This window comes from Mycobacterium sp. 852014-52144_SCH5372336, assembly GCF_001665615.1.
GTDB lineage: Bacteria > Actinomycetota > Actinomycetes > Mycobacteriales > Mycobacteriaceae > Mycobacterium > Mycobacterium neumannii_A.
The window spans coordinates 25,056-41,046 of sequence record NZ_LZSW01000018.1; the positions used below are offsets into that span (position 1 = coordinate 25,056).

Below are 15,991 nucleotides of genomic sequence, written 5' to 3' on the forward strand. Positions count from 1 at the left end.
ATATCGTCGCCGTTGCGCGCCGAACTCCGACGGTTCCGGCGGAACTTTTTTGCGAGCGCCCACTGGTGTCCAGGCGACCAGGGGTGCAGGGGGGGTCAGCCCCGGTATCCGGGAGTCCACCGCACGTCGGTGATCCGCTGCGCCAGCTCGTCGGGATTGCGGCTGGGTGCGACGCCGTCGGCGACGGCTTGTGTCGCGACCGCCTGCGCAATGCGTAGGGCCACATCGGGGATGTCCGACCATGCGGGCAACAACGGTGCCCCGGCATCGGCGAGGGCGGGAGACGCGTCGCCGAGCGCCGCGGCCGCGGCCCGCATCATCTCGTCGGTCACCCGTGTCGCCTGCGCCGCGGTGACGGCCAGGCCCATCGCGGGGAAGATGTAGGCGTTGTTGCATTGGGCGATCGGCCGCTGCACCCCGTCGCGTTCCAGCGGCGCGAACGGCGAACCCGTCGCCACCAACGCGCGTCCGCCGGTCCAGGTGTCCAGTTCGGCTGGGTGGGCCTCGGCCCGGCTGGTCGGGTTCGACAGCGGAAAGATGATCGGGCGATCGACCTTGGCGGCCATCTCCCGCACGATGTCCTCAGTGAATGCCCCTGTGGCGGTCGACAATCCGAGCAACACGCCGGCATCGACGTGATGGATGACGTCGGCGAGCTGAGCCGGCCCGGACAAGCTCCAGCTCGCCACCCGCCCGGCGGGTTGGGCGAACGCCCGCTGGCCGGGGGACAGATCGCTGCGGTCGTCGGTGAGCAGACCGTTGATGTCGACCACCCAGATCTGTGTCGACGCTTGCTGAGCCGACAGGCCCTCGCTGACCATCTGACGGTGCACCATCTCGAGCACCCCGATGCCTGCCGAGCCGGCGCCCAGCATCACCACCTGCTGCTGTGACAGCGGGCGCCCCACCACCCCGGCCGCCCCGTGCAGCGCGCCCAACGTCACCGCGGCGGTGCCTTGAATGTCGTCGTTGAAAGTGAGCAGCTTGTCGCGATAGCGCTGCAGGATCGGCAGCGCGTGCGCGGTGGCGAAGTCCTCCCACTGCAGAAGGACGTCGGGCAGCTCGTCGCGCACCGTGGTGACGAAATCGTCGATGAACGAGTAATACTCGTCGTCACCGATGCGGCGGTGCCGCCAGCCGAGGTACTGCGGGTCCTCGAGCAGCTCGACGTTGTCGGTACCCACGTCCAGCAGCACGGGCAGCGTGCGGGCCGGGTCGATGCCGCCGATCAGCGTGTACAGCGAGAGCTTTCCGATGGGAATACCCATGCCGCCGATGCCCTGATCGCCCAGACCCAAGATGCGCTGCCCGTCGGTGACGACGATGACGTCGACCTCCCGTCGCGGGCGGTTGCGCAGCATTTCGCGCAGGAACTCGCGGTCAGGGTAGGAGACGAACAGCCCGCGCGGGCGCCGGTAGATCTCGCTGAAGCGCTGGCACGCCTCGCCGACGGTCGGTGTGTAGACGATCGGCATGGTTTCGGCGATATGGTCGCGCAGCACCCGGTAGAACAGTGTCTCGTTGCGGTCCTGCAGGTTTCGAAGATAGATGTGCCTGTCCAGCGGCTCGCGGCGCCTGCTGAACTCGCGCCATGAATGTTCGGTCTGCTGCTCGAGGCTCTTCTCGGCCGAAGGAAGCAGCCCCAGCAGCCCGAATCGGCGGCGTTCTGCGTGGCTGAAAGCCGTGCCCTTCGTCCACAGGGAGTCGTAGAGCAGATCGTGACCCGTCTTGTGCTCGGCGCTGCGCTCGGCCATCGGCGTCCTTTCGCGACCGCCCCAAGCTATCGCGGTGGCCGAGTGCGCCGAGGTGATTCAGCGATCGAGTGCCCACAGCCCGTCGGCCACGGTGTCGAACGCCGCACCGAGCGCCTGAGCCAGCGAAACCTTCTCGTCGGCCAGCCAGTGTTCGTACGCCGAGAGCGCGACGCCGAGCATCGTCCACGCCACCGTCTGCGGTATCAGGTCGCCTGCGGTGGCGTCGAGGCGTTTGGCGACGAACTCGGCGACCACGGCGCGCCAGCCGGCGTACATGGTCATCGAGTAGGCCTGCAGCGCGGCGGTCTCCAGGATCACCCGCATGCGCATCCGGTGGCGCGCCGTCTCGGCGGCATCGAAGCTGTTGAACGCCAGCAACGCGGTGCGCAGCGCCTCGCCGATGGGCACCTCAGGATCGAGATCGGCCAACAGGTTTCGCATGTGGGCCAGATGAGCGTCGAAATCGCCCCAGGGCAGGGCATTCTTGGACGGGTAATAGCGGAACAGCGTGCGCCGCGCGATTCCCGCGGCTTCGGCGATGTCGTCCACGCTGACGTCGTCGAACCCTTGCGTGGCAAAGAGGTCGATGGCCACGTTGCTGATGTGGTCCCACGTCGTCGAGCGCCGGCGGCCCACCCGGTGCTGGTCCGGCCCCATAGGGGGTCCCCTTTCCATTTAGGCACTCGATGCCATATTATTGCGACCTCGATCACAGTTGTCGAGAACCGGTGATATCGAAAGGCGCAGCCATGGAGGGCCAAATGGAACCGCAGCAGCAGGACCAGACCGACGAGCTGGTTACCGAGACGCTCGTCGAAGAGGTGTCGATCGACGGGATGTGCGGGGTCTACTGATCGTGACCTCGTCGTCGGCGGTGCCCGAGGAAGGCATCGCATTCGACCCGGAGCTCGGCTGGCGGCTGCACCACCAGGTGGCGGTGCGGCCGGAGCCGTTCGGGGCGCTGCTCTACCACTTCGGGACGCGCAAGCTCTCATTCCTGAAGAACCGGACCATCGTCGACGTCGTCAACACTCTGTCCGACCATCCCGACGTCCGATCCGCCTGCCGTGCCGTCGGTATCGACGACGCGCAGCAGGCGCCGTACCTGCAGGCACTCGGCGTGCTTGCTCGATCGAAAATGCTGGTGCCGCAATGACATCGACCGAAGCCGTACGTGTGCCCAAGCTGGTCGAGCAGTTCGAGCACGGACTCGACGCCCCGATCTGCCTGACCTGGGAACTGACCTACGCCTGCAACCTCGCGTGCGTGCACTGCCTGTCGTCGTCGGGTAAGCGCGACCCGCGCGAGCTGACCACTGCGCAGTGCAAGGACATCATCGACGAGCTCGAGCGCATGCAGGTCTTCTACGTCAACATCGGCGGCGGCGAGCCGACCGTGCGTTCGGACTTCTGGGAGCTGGTCGATTACGCCACCGCCCACCACGTCGGGGTGAAGTTCTCCACCAACGGTGTGCGCATCACGCCTGAGGTCGCGGCTCGACTGGCGGCCAGCGACTACGTCGACGTGCAGATCTCCCTCGACGGCGCGACCGCGGAGATCAACGACGCCGTCCGCGGGGCGGGCTCGTTCGCGATGGCGACCAGGGCCCTGCAGAACCTGGCCGACGCCGGTTTCAAGGACGCCAAGATCTCGGTGGTGGTGACCCGCCACAATGTCGACCAGCTCGACGACTTCGCCGCTCTCGCAGCGCAATACGGCGCAACGCTGCGGATCACACGGCTGCGGCCGTCGGGTCGGGGCGCCGATGTCTGGGACGACCTGCACCCCACCGCCGACCAGCAGGTCCAGCTCTACAACTGGCTGGTCGCCAAGGGTGACCGGGTGCTCACCGGCGACTCGTTCTTCCACCTCGCCGGGTTGGGTGAACCCGGCGCGCTCGCCGGGCTGAACCTGTGCGGGGCGGGCCGCGTCGTGTGTCTGATCGATCCCGTCGGCGACGTCTACGCGTGCCCGTTCGCCATTCATGACCGGTTCCACGCCGGAAACATCCTGTCCGACGGCGGTTTTCGGAATGTCTGGCAGAACGCGCCGCTCTTCCGTGAGCTGCGCGAACCGCAGTCGGCCGGTGCGTGCGGCAGTTGTGGGCACTATGACAGCTGCCGCGGCGGGTGCATGGCCGCCAAGTTCTTCACCGGGCTGCCGATGGACGGCCCGGACCCTGAGTGCGTGGAGGGCTACGGCGCTCCCGCCCTGGCTCAAGAACGGGTCAAGCCGAAGTCCAGCGTCGACCACTCGCGATCGGGTCCGGTGATGCTGAAGCTGCTCACGACGCCTCCCCGGCCCGATGTCGGCGCCGGGGCGCCTCCCCGGTCGAATGTCGGCGCCGGAGCGCCTCCGAAACGTCTCTGCAACGAAAGTCCGGTGTGATCATGGCCGACACCTGGTTCGAAACGGTCGCCGCCGCTCAAGAGCGTGCCAGGCGCCGGCTTCCCAAGCCGGTGTACTCGGCGCTCGTCGCCGCCAGCGAGAAGGGCGTGACGGTCTCCGACAACGTCGAGGCGTTCGCCGAGTTGGGCTTCGCGCCGCACGTCGTCGGTGCGACGGAGAAGCGCGATCTCGCGACCACCGTGATGGGACAAGAGATTTCGCTGCCGGTGCTGATCTCGCCGACAGGTGTGCAGGCGGTCCACCCGGACGGCGAGGTCGCGGTCGCACGCGCGGCCGCCGCGCGCGGCACCGCGATGGGCCTGTCGTCGTTCGCCAGCAAGCCGATCGAAGAGGTGATCGCGGCCAACCCCAAGCTCTTCTTCCAGGTGTACTGGCTGGGCGGGCGGGATGCGATCGCCGCCCGGGTCGAGCGCGCGCGGCAGGCGGGTGCGGTCGGTCTGATCGTCACCACGGACTGGAGCTTCTCGCACGGCCGCGACTGGGGCAGCCCGAAGATCCCCGAGCAGATGGACCTGCGCACCACGGTGCGCATGCTCCCGACGGGGCTGACCAAACCGCGCTGGATGTGGCAGTGGGGTAAGACCCTGCGGCCGCCGAACCTGCGGGTTCCCAATCAGGCCGCGCGAGGCGAGGAGGGCCCGCCGTTCTTCGCCGCGTACGGCGAGTGGATGGGCACCCCGCCGCCGACCTGGGAGGACATCGCCTGGCTACGCGAGCTGTGGGGCGGTCCTTTCATGCTCAAGGGCGTGATGCGCGTCGATGACGCGAAACGTGCTGTGGATGCCGGTGTTTCAGCGATCTCGGTGTCCAATCACGGCGGTAACAACCTGGACGGGACGCCGGCCTCGATTCGCGCCCTGCCGCCGATCGTCGAGGCGGTCGGTGACGACATCGAGGTGGTGCTCGACGGAGGTATCCGGCGAGGCAGCGACGTCGTGAAGGCGGTCGCGCTCGGTGCCCGCGCGGTCATGATCGGGCGGGCATACCTGTGGGGTCTGGCGGCCAACGGGCAGGCCGGTGTCGAGAACGTGCTCGACGTCCTGCGGGGAGGCATCGATTCTGCATTGATGGGGCTGGGTCGCGCCTCGGTACATGATCTTGGACCCGACGACGTCCTGGTCCCTCCCGGGTTCATCCGGGAGCTCGGCGTGCCCGGAGGTTCGGCCACCTGACGGCGAGCCCCGCGTTCGGGAACGTGCTGGTACAGGCGGGGCGCAGGGGACTGGGGGGACGACGCCGGCGCCGGCGGCGAGAAATTCGGTGAATCAATTGCTGCGCATGCTTCAACAATTGGCGCACGACAGGTGAATTCGGCCTACCATCGGCGGGTGCCGTCTGTCAGCTTGCTCGCGAATGCGACGTCGAAGCAGCTGCAGAGCAAGCCGTCAGCCCTCCTCGTGCCCGTCGGATCCACCGAGCAGCACGGCCCTCATCTCCCGCTGGACACCGACACCCGCATCGCGACGGCCGTTTGTGGGGCGGTTGCTGACCGGCTCGCCGAAACCGACGGCGTGAATTGGATGGTCGCCCCCGCCATCGGCTACGGCGCGAGCGGCGAGCACGAGGAGTTCAGCGGCACCGTTTCAATCGGGACATCCGCGCTGAGGCTGTTGCTGGTGGAGTACGGCCGGTCGGCATCCCGGTGGGCGTCACGGCTGGTCTTCGTCAACGGCCATGGCGGCAACGTCGAAGCGCTGGCCGCCGCGACCGCTTTGCTGCGCTACGAGGGCCGGGAGGCGGGATGGTGCTCGTGCACGGTGGCGGGTGCCGACGCGCACGCGGGCCATACCGAAACGTCTGTATTGCTACATATTTCGCCGCAGGACGTCCGTATCGACGAGCGGGTGCCCGGCAACACGGCGCCCCTTCGCGAGTTGATCCCCGAACTGCGGCGGGGCGGAGTGGCCGCGGTCAGTGAGGTCGGTGTGCTCGGCGATCCCACCACCGCGACCGTGGAGGACGGCGCCCGCATTTTTCCCGATATGGTCCAAACATGCCTTCGGCGGATCACGCGCTGGGCGCCCGACCGCGACGGGATGCTGACATGACGGGACCGCGACTGCCCGACGGTTTCGCCGTGCAGGTGGATCGCCGGGTGAAGGTGCTCGGCGACGGGTCGGCCCTACTCGGCGGCTCCCCGACCCGCCTCCTTCGTTTGGCGCCGGCGGCGCAGACCATGCTCAGCGGCGGCAGGCTCGAAGTGCACGACGCCGTCAGCGCCCAGTTGGCCCGGACCCTGCTCGACGCGACCGTCGCGCACCCCCGTCCCGCCAGCGGCCCTTCGCACCGGGACGTGACGGTCGTGATACCGGTGCGCGACAACGCTTCTGGCGTCCGCCGACTGCTCACCGCCGTGCGCGGTCTGCGGGCGGTGGTCGTCGACGACGGCTCTGAGACACCACTCGAGGCGTCCGACTTCGCCGACGTCCACGCCGGGGTACAGGTGGTGCGACACGAGCGCAGCCGCGGACCCGCGGCCGCCCGCAACACCGGTCTGGCCGCGTGCACGACCGACTTCGTGGCTTTCCTGGACAGCGACGTCGTACCACGGCGCGGCTGGCTGGAGGCGCTGCTGGGCCACTTCTGTGACCCCGCCGTGGCCCTGGTCGCACCGCGCATCGTCGGCCTCCGCGAGCCGGACAATGTGGTCGCCCGCTACGAAGCGGTGCGCTCCTCGTTGGACCTGGGTCTGCGGGAGGCCCCGGTCATGCCCTACGGCACGGTGTCCTATGTACCCAGTGCCGCGATCATCGGCCGGCGGGCCATGCTGGGGGAGGTCGGCGGCTTCGACGAGACGCTGACCTCCGGTGAGGATGTCGATCTGTGCTGGCGACTCATCGAATCCGGTGCGCGTCTACGCTACGAGCCCATCGCGCTGGTGGCGCACGACCATCGGACCCAACTGCGAGAGTGGTTCTCGCGCAGGTCTTTCTACGGCGAGGCCGCCGCACCGCTGTCGGTGCGTCATCCCGGTAAGACCGCTCCGCTGGTGATCTCGGGCTGGACGCTGGTGGCCTGGATGCTGATGGCGATGGGTTCGTCGATCGGATATCTGGCCTCGATCGTCGTCGCAACCATCACCGGCAGGCGCATAGCCAAGTCCCTGTCGAGTGTGGAGCCCGAACCCAAAGACGTCGCGGTCGTGGCCGCACACGGACTGTGGTCCGCAGCGATGCAGCTGGCATCGGCGATCTGCCGGCACTACTGGCCGGTCGCGCTCGTCGCGGCGCTCTTGTCCCGACGATGCCGGCAGGTCGTGCTCGTGGCCGCGGTGGTGGAAGGGGTCGTCGACTGGCTGACCCGCAGCCGGAACACCGAAGACGACACCCAACGGGTCGGCCTGCTCACCTATATCGCCCTCAAGCGCCTCGACGACATCGCCTACGGGGCAGGTCTGTGGACGGGTGTTGTCCGTGAGCGTCATCTCGGTGCGCTCAAGCCCCAGATCCGGACCTGAGACGACCCTGCCGCGTGCGCAGTGCTCCAATTGCTCCTCGCCGCAGTGACGTCCTGATCGTCGGTGCCGGCAGCGCCGGATCTGTTCTGGCCGAGCGGCTCTCCGCCGACCCGGCATGCACCGTCACCGTCGTCGAATCGGGTCCAGGGCCTTCCGACCCTCGGGTCTCGGCGCAGATCAACGACGGACTGCGGCTGCCCATCGGCACTGCGAGTTCAGTGGTGCGGCGCTACCCGACCACCTTGACCGTCGATCCGCTGCGTCATGCGATGCTCATGCGCGGCGAGGTGGTCGGAGGATCGGGCGCCGTCAACGGCGGCTACTTCTGCCGTGGGCTTCCGTCGGATTTCGACGACTGGCGCCTGCCCGGCTGGGCATGGTCGGATGTGCTCCCGCACTTCCGGGCCATCGAAACCGACCTCGACTTCGATAATGCGATACACGGCTCGGAAGGGCCGATACGAATTCAGCGTGTTGCCGAATTCGACGGCTGCACAGCATCATTCGTGGCGGCGGCCACCGACGCCGGGCATCCGTGGGTAGTCGATCTGAACGGTTCGACCGTCGAGGCGCCGGTGGGGGCCGGAGTGGGCGCGGTGCCGCTGAACATCCACCAGGGTGCCCGCATGGGTCCCGGTGGGGCCTTCCTGCAACCGGCTTTGGACCGTGCGAACCTCACCTTGCTCACCAATACCCGGGTGCACCGCATCCGCATCACCGCCGGGCACGCGGTCGGCGTGGAGTGTGCAAGCCAGGACGGTGCCACTTATCTCGAGGCGGACCGGATAGTGCTGTGCGCCGGAGCAATCGGGTCGGCACACCTTCTGATGCTCTCGGGCATCGGCCCACCCGAAACCCTCGAGCGGGTGGGAATACCGGTGGCGGCGAATCTGCCGGTGGGAGTGGTGATGTCGGACCACCCCGAGTGGGTGCTGCCGGTGAACTGGACGGAAACACACGGACTCCCACCTCTCGAGGCCGTGCTCACCACCGACGACTGGCTCGAAATCAGGCCGTACACAGCCGGTTTCGGAGCTATGGTGAGCGGTCAGCGCGACGATCCCGGCGACCATCCCCATATCGGGGTGACGTTGATGCGGCCGAAGTCACGAGGGGCCGTCAGGGTGGTGAGCGCCGACCCCGATGTGCCTCCGGTCATCGAGCACCGCTACGACAGCGAGCCCGACGACGTCGAGAAGCTGCGCGCCGGGGTCGCGTTGTCCCGCGAACTCGTCGGCGCAGCCGAGGTCGGGCCGGCATCATGGTCGACGTCGCAGCATCTCTCGGGGACTGCGCCGATGGGCGACGATGATGACGACGTCGCGGTGGTGGACCCGCGGTGCCGGGTGCGCGGGGTCGAGGGGCTCTGGCTCGTCGACGGGTCGGTGCTACCGGTGATCCCCAGCCGCGGCCCGCACGCCACCATCGTCATGGTCGGGCACCGAGCGGCCGAGTTCATCGTCTGACCGCGAGACGATCCTCTCGATGAAGCGAAACTGCCTTCCGTCTCGGCCAGGTGCCCACAGTGCGATGAACACCGCGGCAACCGCGCAAAGGCCCCCGAGGGCGATCAGGGAGATGTGCATGGCGTCCATGAACGCCAGCTGCGCGGCCTGTGACAGGTCGGCACCCTGTGGGCCCAGCCGTTCGGCCACCTCGAGCGCCTCGGCCAGCGAGTTCGACGCGGCCGTGCGGAGCGATTCGGGTAGGCCGCGCAAATAGGGCGCAAGGCTATCGCCGTACTGGGCGGCGAGCACCGAGCCCGCCACCGCGATGCCCAGTGCGGCGCCGATCTCGCGGGTGGAGTCGTTGACCGCCGACGCGACGCCCTGCTTCTCGTCCGGCACCGCACCCATGATCGCCGAAGTCGCTGGCGCCGTACACAAACCGATGCCCGTCGACATGACGAGTAGCGGCAGCGCGAGGTCCAGGTAAGGCGAGTCCACTTCGAGCGTTTGCATATAGAACAGCCCGCCCGCAATCAGCGCCAGGCCGGTGGAAAGGACGATCCGCAGACCCAGTCGTGGCAGATACCACGGTGTTGCAAGGCTGAGGACCAGAAGAGGGGCAACCAGCGGCGCCAATGCGAAAGCCGTCTGCAGGGGGGTGTAGCCGAGCAACAGCTGCATGTATTGCATCGAGACGAAGAAGAACCCGAAGTTCGCGAGGAAGAAGAACGTCACCACGATGGCACCGGTGGTGAAGTCGGCCTTGGCGAACAGCCGGACGTCGAGCAGTGGGTGCGCGCTGCGCAGTTCCCACACCGCGAAGACGGCCGCCATGACAACGCCGGCAGCCATGCACCCGTATACGAGGGGATGTGTCCAGCCGTGGGCGGGCGCCTCGAGCACGCCGTAGACGAACACCGCGACGGCCCCGCCGATCAGTACCGCTCCTGGCCAGTCGAGCGGTGTGGCTTGCTGATCGCGAGACGAGGCCACCGTGCAGGCCAGCCCGAACAGGCCCGCACCGGAGAGCGTGAACGCCCAGAAGATCGACTGCCACGACCAGAAGTGGAGTAGCACACCGGATCCCAGAAAGCCGACCACCGCACTCGAGCCCGCGACGCCCGCCCAGATGCCGACGGCCTTGTTGCGCTCGGCTTTCGGGTATGCGGCCGTCAACAGCGACAGGGTGGCGGGCATGACGAACGCCGCGCCCACACCGGCCACGGCGCGGGCGATGATCAATGCGAGTGGGCCGTCGAAGATCAACGGCGCCGCCGAGGCGAGCGTGAAGATACCGAGACCCGCGAGCAGAGCACCGCGGCGGCCGTACCGGTCGCCGATCGCGCCGGCAGGCAGCAACAGACACGCCAGCACCAGGGTGTAACCGTCGACCACCCACGTCAGCTGGGCCTGGGTGGCCGTGGTTTCCACCGCGATGTCGGGCAGGGCGGCGTTGAGGGCGACCATCGAGCTGATCACCAGGGCGACGCCCATGCAGGCGACGGTGAGTAGCCAGACGCGCGCACGGGAGGACAGGTCTGCGACGCTCGCGCCGATATCCTGGTCCGACCGGCTGAGGGTGTCGACCATACGTCGCTCTCTTCCGCAGTAGATTTTCGAGACTAACAGTCTCGGTGTGAGACCGATAGTCTTGTTCCCGGCGAGGAAGTGGGTTAAACGATGAGCGGGGCGAGTACCGACCCGAGGCCGGCCCGGTCCCGTGCCCGCCTGCTCGAGGCGGCTACGACGCTGCTGCGGGCAGGCGGCCCGAGTGCGGTCACCATCGACGCGGTCACGAGAACCGCCAACGTCGCGCGCGCCACGCTGTATCGCCACTTTCCGAGCGCCAACGACCTGATGGCGGCGGCGTTCTTGAGCCTGCTCAATCCGGCGCCGATGCCGCCCGCCGAGGGCAGCCTGCGCGACCGATTGATTGCGGTCGTCGTGGGATGGGCGGAGTCGATCGCCGAGGCGTCCGCAATGATCACCGCCATGACATGGATGGCCTCCGGTCCCGATGTGGGGACGTACTCCGAGGTGCAGCAGTCGGATTCGGATGCCGTGGGGACCCTGAGGTCACGCATCATCGCGCTGTATTCGGCGCCCTTCGACGCGATCCTCGACGGCGCTCAGGCGGCCGAGGAACTCGACGAGGTTGACCGGATCCAGACGATCGCACTTCTCATCGGCCCGTTGATTCTCGGGAAGCTGTCGACGGTGGCCGACTTCGACTACCGCGCGTGCGCGGAGGCCTCCGTCGACGGATATTTGGCCACCCACGCGAAGATGCCGAGCGAGATCACCTCAGCGAGTAGCGAATCGGAAGATGCTTGAGCCCTCCGACGAACACTGTCGCGGCTAGTTCGGGTTCCCCGGCCAGCTCGATCGAGTCCAGCCTCGGCAGCAGTTCGGTGAACAGGCTGTTCATCTCCATGCGCGCCAACGCGGCACCGAGACAGAAGTGCACGCCGTAGCCGAACGAGAGATGCTTGTTGGGATCGCGACCGACGTCGAATTTGAACGGTTCGTCGAAGATGTCTTCGTCGCGGTTCGCGGATGCGTAAGCGAGATAAACGGATTCACCCTTGGCGATCGGTACGCCACGGACCTCGGTGTCTTCGGCGGCGGTCCGCATGAACTCCTTGACCGGGGTGGTCCAGCGGATCATCTCCTCGACCGCGGTGCCCATCAATTCCGGTTGTGCCTGAAGCCGTGCGAGTTGGTCGGGGTTGTCGATCAGCGCGCGAAGACCGCCGGAGATCGCGTCCTTGGTGGTGTCGTGGCCTGCGGTGGCCACGATGACGTAGTACGACGCGGTGTCGACCTCGCTCAGCGGCTCACCGTTGATGGTTCCGTTGGCGATCGCCGATGCGAGATCATCGGTCGGGTTCGCCCGTCGTGAAGCGGTCAGTTCGCCGAAGTAGGCGAAGAATTCGACCACCGTCTGCAGTTTCTCCTCGGGGGTGGTCCCGCGCTGGTACTCCTCGTCGTCACCGCCGAAGATCTCCTGGGTGAGCTTGAGCATGCGCGGGAAGTCCTCCTCGGGCAGCCCGAGCAGCGAAAGGATCACATAGAGCGGGTAGTGCACCGCGATGTCCTCGACGAAGTCGCATTCGGGGCCGATGTCGCGCATCTTGTCGACGTAGCGCTTGGCCAGTTCGTCCACCCGAACCTTCAATTCGCGCATCGCCTTGGGGCGGAACCAATCCGCGCCGATCTTGCGGACATCGCGATGATGCGGGTCGTCCATGTGGATCAGCGTTCGCAGTCCCATGCCCGCTTCCAACTGTGCCCTTGCCAGGTCGTCGGCTTCGGCGGTCGCAAGCAGTGGCCGCGGCTCGCTCAGCCACAGGTTGTTGTCGCGTTCGATCGCCATGATGTCGGCGTGCTTGGTGATCGCGTAGAAGGGCCGGTACGGCGGGTGGTCCACATAGGGCACCGGGTTGTGGGCCCGCAGATGAGCAAAGGCGGCGTGCAGCCGATCGTCGTCGGCATACGCCTTGGGATCGGCGAAGACCTGCGCGGCTTCCTGTGATTTCTGGTCCATCGTCGGCGTGCTCATGAAGCTCCTCGGGAAAGACTTGACGGGTGTCAAGCACAGTCTATGTGACCGACACCACTTCACGCCGCGAGGTGGCTCCCATCACGCCGACGGGTTCGACTTCAGCGCAGCGAGTATCTGATCGGCAGGTGTTTGAGCCCACCGACGAAGATCGTCGCGATGAACTCCGGGTCGCCGGCCAACTCGATCGAATCCAGCCGTGGTACCAGCTCGGTGAAGAAGCTGTTGATCTCCATGCGTGCCAGAGCGGCGCCGAGACAGAAGTGCACGCCGTAACCGAATGACAGGTGCTTGTTGGGGTCACGGCCGACGTCGAAGCGGAAGGGCTCGTCGAAGATATCCTCGTCGCGGTTGGCCGAAACATAGGACAGCAGCACCGATTCGCCCTGCTTGATCGGTACACCGCGCACCTCGGTATCGGCCGTGGCGGTGCGCATGAACTCCTTGACCGGAGTGGTCCAGCGGATCATCTCCTCGACCGCGGTGCCCATCAGCTCCGGGTGGGCTTTCAGCCGGGCGAGCTGGTCCTGGTTCTCGATCAGCGCCAGCAGACCACCCGAGATCGCCGCGCTCGTGGTGTCGTGGCCTGCGCTGGCGACGATGACGTAATAGGACAGGCAGTCGACGTCGTTGAGATATTCGCCGTCGATCTTGGCATTGGCGATCGCCGAGGCCAGGTCGTCGGTGGGGTTGGTCCGGCGTTCAGCGGTCAGCGCGGTGAAGTAGCGGAAGAAGTCGGTGATGACCTCGTGCAGTTCCTGCGCGCTCTTACCACGGGTGAACTCGTCGTCGTCGCCGCCGAACATCTCCTGGGTGAGCTTGAGCATGCGGCCGAAGTCGGATTCGGGCAGCCCGAGCAGCGACAGGATCACGTAAAGCGGGAAGTTCACGGCGACCTCTTGGACGAAGTCGCATTCGGGACCCTTTTCGACCATCTTGTCCACATAGATCTTGGCCAGCTCGTCGACGCGGGCCTTCAACGCGCGCATCGCCTTGGGCCGGAACCAGTCCGCCCCGATCTTGCGGATGTCGCGGTGCAGCGGGTCGTCCATATGAATCAGAGTGCGCAGCCCGCCACCGGCGGCGAGGTTGGCCTGCGACAGATCGTCGGTGGCGGCCGTAACCAGCATCGGGCGCGGCGCATTGATCCAGAGCTCGTTGTCGCGCTCGATCGCCATGATGTCGGCGTGCTTGGTGACGGCCCAGAACGGCCGATAATCGGGCACGTCGACGTAGGACACCGGGGCGTTCTCGCGCAGGTGGGTCAATGCGGCGTGCAGGCCCGCCTCGTTGGTGTAGGCCTTCGGATCGGCCAGCACCTTGGCGGCGTCTGCGATGATCGGCGTGCTCATAGGTTCCCTCGCTCAGGGTCATTCTTGACAGCTGTCAAGTATGCACTCTAAGCGATGGTCCTGCGGGGGGACCACGACGCGTCAGTACGCTCGCGAGGTGGCGAGTGGAAGGCGCGGCCGACCTGTCCGGGGCGGTGTCTGTCGCGTGGCGGCGGCGCTCGTACTGCTGGCCGCCGCGGTCTCCGGTTGCGCCGAGGGCCAGACCGCCGCGGTGAAGGTGCCCGACGACCCCGGGGTGGTGCGAACCGCCGCGGGAGCGGTCCGCGGGACCGTCGCCGACGATCATCGGTACTTCGCTGGAATCCCTTACGCCGCACCGCCTCTCGGTGCGTTGCGCTGGCAGTCGCCCGCGCCGGTCGAGTCGTGGGCGGGATTCCGGGATGCGACTCGCCCCGGTGCGCGCTGCATCCAGGACACCAGCTCCGACGTCGACCGACGCCCGCCCAGCGAGGATTGCCTGACCCTCAACGTCTGGACGCCGCCGCCGTCGGACGAACCGCGGCCGGTGATGGTGTGGGTCCACGGTGGCAGCTTCCTGAACGGCAGCGGCGACATCTACCCCGCGCGGCGGTTGGCTGGTCGCGGCGTAGTCGTCGTCACTATCAACTATCGCCTCGGGGCGCTGGGCTTCCTCGCTCATCCCGCATGGGGTTCCGGCGGCGACGTCGGCAACTACGGCCTGGCCGACCAGCAGGCCGCGCTGCGATGGGTTCGCGACAACATCGCCGGGTTCGGCGGAGATCCGGACCGGGTCACGATCGCTGGCGAATCGGCGGGCGGGATGGCGGTGTGCGACCACCTCGTCGCGCCCGGGTCCCAGGGCTTGTTCAGCGCGGCGATCATCCAGAGCGCGCCATGTCAGGCGCAGTACGACCTGCCGGCCGCCCAGGAGGCCAGCACCGCGTACGCAGCCGATGTCGGATGCGCCGATCCGCGCGTCGCCGCGGACTGCTTACGGGCTCTGCCCGCCGATCGGTTGGCGGCCCCGCTGACGTACGCCCGGTTCGGGGCCGACCGCCTCAGTGGTCCGGTGGCGGGCACCGAGGCGCTACCCGAGAAGTCGTTCACCGCGATCACCGGCGGTAGGGCTGCCCGGGTGCCGGTGATGATCGGCACCACGCAAGACGAACACACGCTGTTCGCGGCGCTGCAGGCGTTGCGCGGTCGGTCATTCGATGCGGCGAGCTACCCGGAACTGCTGGCCGAGGCGTTCGGGTCGCACGCGTCCGCCGTGGCGGCGCGGTATCCGCCCGAACGGTACGGCGGAAACGTCGCACTGGCGTATTCGGCGGCGGTGACGGCGGCCGAATACGCCTGCGTGGCCGACCGGATGGCCGACGCCCTTTCCGACCAGCCCGTCTACGCCTACGAATTCGGGGACCGCGAGGCACCCGCACCCGAACCCCTGCTCGAGGCGCCGTTCCCGGTCGGGGCGGCGCATTCCCTGGAGCTTCGGTACCTGTTCGACGTCGGCGGTGCGCCACCGCTGGACCCTGCCCAACAGCGGTTGTCCGAGGAGATGGTCGACTACTGGGCGCGGTTCGTCGCGGCCGGCTCACCAGGACCCGGTTGGCCGGAGCTGACCAGCGGGCCCGCGGGTGAGCGGATGTGGCTGGAACCGGATGGCAGCCGCGTCATCACCGATTTCGAGCAGAAACACCAGTGCGCGTTCTGGGCCGGCCTGGGAAGCTGATCCCGGACCGGACGCGGACTCGACGGCACCGCTGCAGTCACGGGTACGGTGGCCCTACGGGCCCGGCGCCAGGGCCAGCGGGTATCTCGTGGCCAGGGATTTGGAGCGTGCCGTTTTCTAGGGCATACTGTTCGGGTTGCCTTGAGCCGGGACGGTGCCTGTTCGGACCGCGTGGCCGGGGCATACGACCGGCGCCCAACCGGGCGCATCCGGTGCCAATCTCGATCGCGAAGATTTTCGAGCGGACGAGTGCGTGTGCGGGCGACACACCCGACCGCGGGGGCCGGTGGACCACAGACAGAAGAACAGCGGCGGC

The 15,991-nt window shown here is 67.5% G+C and carries 14 protein-coding genes; 9 read left to right on the forward strand and 5 right to left on the reverse strand.

Annotated features, from left to right (window positions below; all coding sequences use genetic code 11):
* Nucleotides 1-95 precede the first annotated feature (95 nt).
* Both A5759_RS02555 and mftR read right to left on the reverse strand, forming a co-directional pair.
* The gene (locus A5759_RS02555) at nucleotides 96-1,754 is read right to left on the reverse strand and encodes an NAD-dependent malic enzyme (RefSeq protein ID WP_068193404.1); all 1,659 of its coding nucleotides are present in this window, start codon (nucleotides 1,752-1,754) and stop codon (nucleotides 96-98) included.
* Nucleotides 1,755-1,811: 57 nt separating this feature from the next.
* Nucleotides 1,812-2,411, reverse strand: coding sequence for a mycofactocin system transcriptional regulator (gene mftR, locus A5759_RS02560; RefSeq protein WP_068193407.1), 600 nt, complete (start codon nucleotides 2,409-2,411; stop codon nucleotides 1,812-1,814).
* Between the two features lie 104 nt (nucleotides 2,412-2,515).
* Between mftR and mftA the strand changes: the two genes are divergently transcribed.
* The 7 genes from mftA (at nucleotide 2,516) to mftG (ending at nucleotide 9,086) form a co-directional block, all read left to right on the forward strand.
* Nucleotides 2,516-2,608 (forward strand): mycofactocin precursor MftA, encoded by a 93-nt coding sequence (gene mftA, locus A5759_RS25480; protein WP_082693978.1) that lies wholly within the window; start codon nucleotides 2,516-2,518, stop codon nucleotides 2,606-2,608.
* Nucleotides 2,593-2,910 (forward strand): mycofactocin biosynthesis chaperone MftB, encoded by a 318-nt coding sequence (gene mftB, locus A5759_RS02570; RefSeq protein ID WP_064400128.1) that lies wholly within the window; start codon nucleotides 2,593-2,595, stop codon nucleotides 2,908-2,910. The genes mftA and mftB overlap by 16 nt, the downstream gene beginning before the upstream one ends.
* The gene (mftC, locus tag A5759_RS02575) at nucleotides 2,907-4,142 is read left to right on the forward strand and encodes a mycofactocin radical SAM maturase (protein ID WP_068193413.1); all 1,236 of its coding nucleotides are present in this window, start codon (nucleotides 2,907-2,909) and stop codon (nucleotides 4,140-4,142) included. The genes mftB and mftC overlap by 4 nt, the downstream gene beginning before the upstream one ends.
* Before the next feature lie 2 nt (nucleotides 4,143-4,144).
* The gene (gene mftD, locus A5759_RS02580; protein ID WP_068193901.1) at nucleotides 4,145-5,335 is read left to right on the forward strand and encodes a pre-mycofactocin synthase MftD; all 1,191 of its coding nucleotides are present in this window, start codon (nucleotides 4,145-4,147) and stop codon (nucleotides 5,333-5,335) included.
* 132 nt (nucleotides 5,336-5,467) lie between these two features.
* Nucleotides 5,468-6,211, forward strand: coding sequence for a mycofactocin biosynthesis peptidyl-dipeptidase MftE (gene mftE / locus A5759_RS02585; RefSeq protein ID WP_068193416.1), 744 nt, complete (start codon nucleotides 5,468-5,470; stop codon nucleotides 6,209-6,211).
* Entirely contained in the window at nucleotides 6,208-7,620 is a 1,413-nt protein-coding gene (gene mftF / locus A5759_RS02590) for a mycofactocin biosynthesis glycosyltransferase MftF (protein WP_068193419.1), read from the forward strand. The genes mftE and mftF overlap by 4 nt, the downstream gene beginning before the upstream one ends.
* A 14-nt stretch (nucleotides 7,621-7,634) precedes the next feature.
* On the forward strand, nucleotides 7,635-9,086 hold the full coding sequence (mftG, locus tag A5759_RS02595) for a mycofactocin system GMC family oxidoreductase MftG (RefSeq protein WP_231984515.1): 1,452 nt from the start codon (nucleotides 7,635-7,637) through the stop codon (nucleotides 9,084-9,086).
* Here the strand turns inward: mftG and A5759_RS02600 are convergent.
* Complete coding sequence (locus tag A5759_RS02600; RefSeq protein ID WP_068193422.1) at nucleotides 9,009-10,658, reverse strand: MFS transporter; 1,650 nt, start codon at nucleotides 10,656-10,658, stop codon at nucleotides 9,009-9,011. The genes mftG and A5759_RS02600 overlap by 78 nt on opposite strands.
* A 90-nt stretch (nucleotides 10,659-10,748) precedes the next feature.
* On the opposite strand from A5759_RS02600, the gene A5759_RS02605 reads away from it, so the two are divergent.
* Complete coding sequence (locus A5759_RS02605) at nucleotides 10,749-11,402, forward strand: TetR/AcrR family transcriptional regulator (RefSeq protein WP_068193426.1); 654 nt, start codon at nucleotides 10,749-10,751, stop codon at nucleotides 11,400-11,402.
* Here the strand turns inward: A5759_RS02605 and A5759_RS02610 are convergent.
* Nucleotides 11,368-12,630, reverse strand: coding sequence for a cytochrome P450 (locus A5759_RS02610; protein ID WP_068193430.1), 1,263 nt, complete (start codon nucleotides 12,628-12,630; stop codon nucleotides 11,368-11,370). The two genes, A5759_RS02605 and A5759_RS02610, sit on opposite strands and share 35 nt — an antisense overlap.
* 101 nt (nucleotides 12,631-12,731) lie before the next feature.
* On the reverse strand, nucleotides 12,732-13,982 hold the full coding sequence (locus tag A5759_RS02615) for a cytochrome P450 (RefSeq protein ID WP_068193433.1): 1,251 nt from the start codon (nucleotides 13,980-13,982) through the stop codon (nucleotides 12,732-12,734).
* Between the two features lie 40 nt (nucleotides 13,983-14,022).
* Here A5759_RS02615 and A5759_RS02620 point away from each other — a divergent pair, with 40 nt between their 5' ends.
* Complete coding sequence (locus A5759_RS02620) at nucleotides 14,023-15,675, forward strand: carboxylesterase family protein (protein ID WP_082961935.1); 1,653 nt, start codon at nucleotides 14,023-14,025, stop codon at nucleotides 15,673-15,675.
* The last annotated feature ends 316 nt before the right edge of the window (nucleotides 15,676-15,991 follow it).

Bases quoted from the DNA above. Each gene is read 5' to 3' on its own strand.
- A5759_RS02600 (WP_068193422.1), bottom strand. From the start codon at position 10,658: ATGGTCGACACCCTCAGCCGGTCGGACCAGGATATCGGCGCGAGCGTC.
- mftR (WP_068193407.1), bottom strand. From the start codon at position 2,411: ATGGGGCCGGACCAGCACCGGGTGGGCCGCCGGCGCTCGACGACGTGG.
- A5759_RS02610 (WP_068193430.1), bottom strand. From the start codon at position 12,630: ATGAGCACGCCGACGATGGACCAGAAATCACAGGAAGCCGCGCAGGTC.
- A5759_RS02555 (WP_068193404.1), bottom strand. From the start codon at position 1,754: ATGGCCGAGCGCAGCGCCGAGCACAAGACGGGTCACGATCTGCTCTAC.
- mftF (WP_068193419.1), top strand. From the start codon at position 6,208: ATGACGGGACCGCGACTGCCCGACGGTTTCGCCGTGCAGGTGGATCGC.
- A5759_RS02615 (WP_068193433.1), bottom strand. From the start codon at position 13,982: ATGAGCACGCCGATCATCGCAGACGCCGCCAAGGTGCTGGCCGATCCG.
- A5759_RS02605 (WP_068193426.1), top strand. From the start codon at position 10,749: ATGAGCGGGGCGAGTACCGACCCGAGGCCGGCCCGGTCCCGTGCCCGC.
- mftD (WP_068193901.1), top strand. From the start codon at position 4,145: ATGGCCGACACCTGGTTCGAAACGGTCGCCGCCGCTCAAGAGCGTGCC.
- A5759_RS02620 (WP_082961935.1), top strand. From the start codon at position 14,023: ATGCACTCTAAGCGATGGTCCTGCGGGGGGACCACGACGCGTCAGTAC.
- mftC (WP_068193413.1), top strand. From the start codon at position 2,907: ATGACATCGACCGAAGCCGTACGTGTGCCCAAGCTGGTCGAGCAGTTC.
- mftA (WP_082693978.1), top strand. From the start codon at position 2,516: ATGGAACCGCAGCAGCAGGACCAGACCGACGAGCTGGTTACCGAGACG.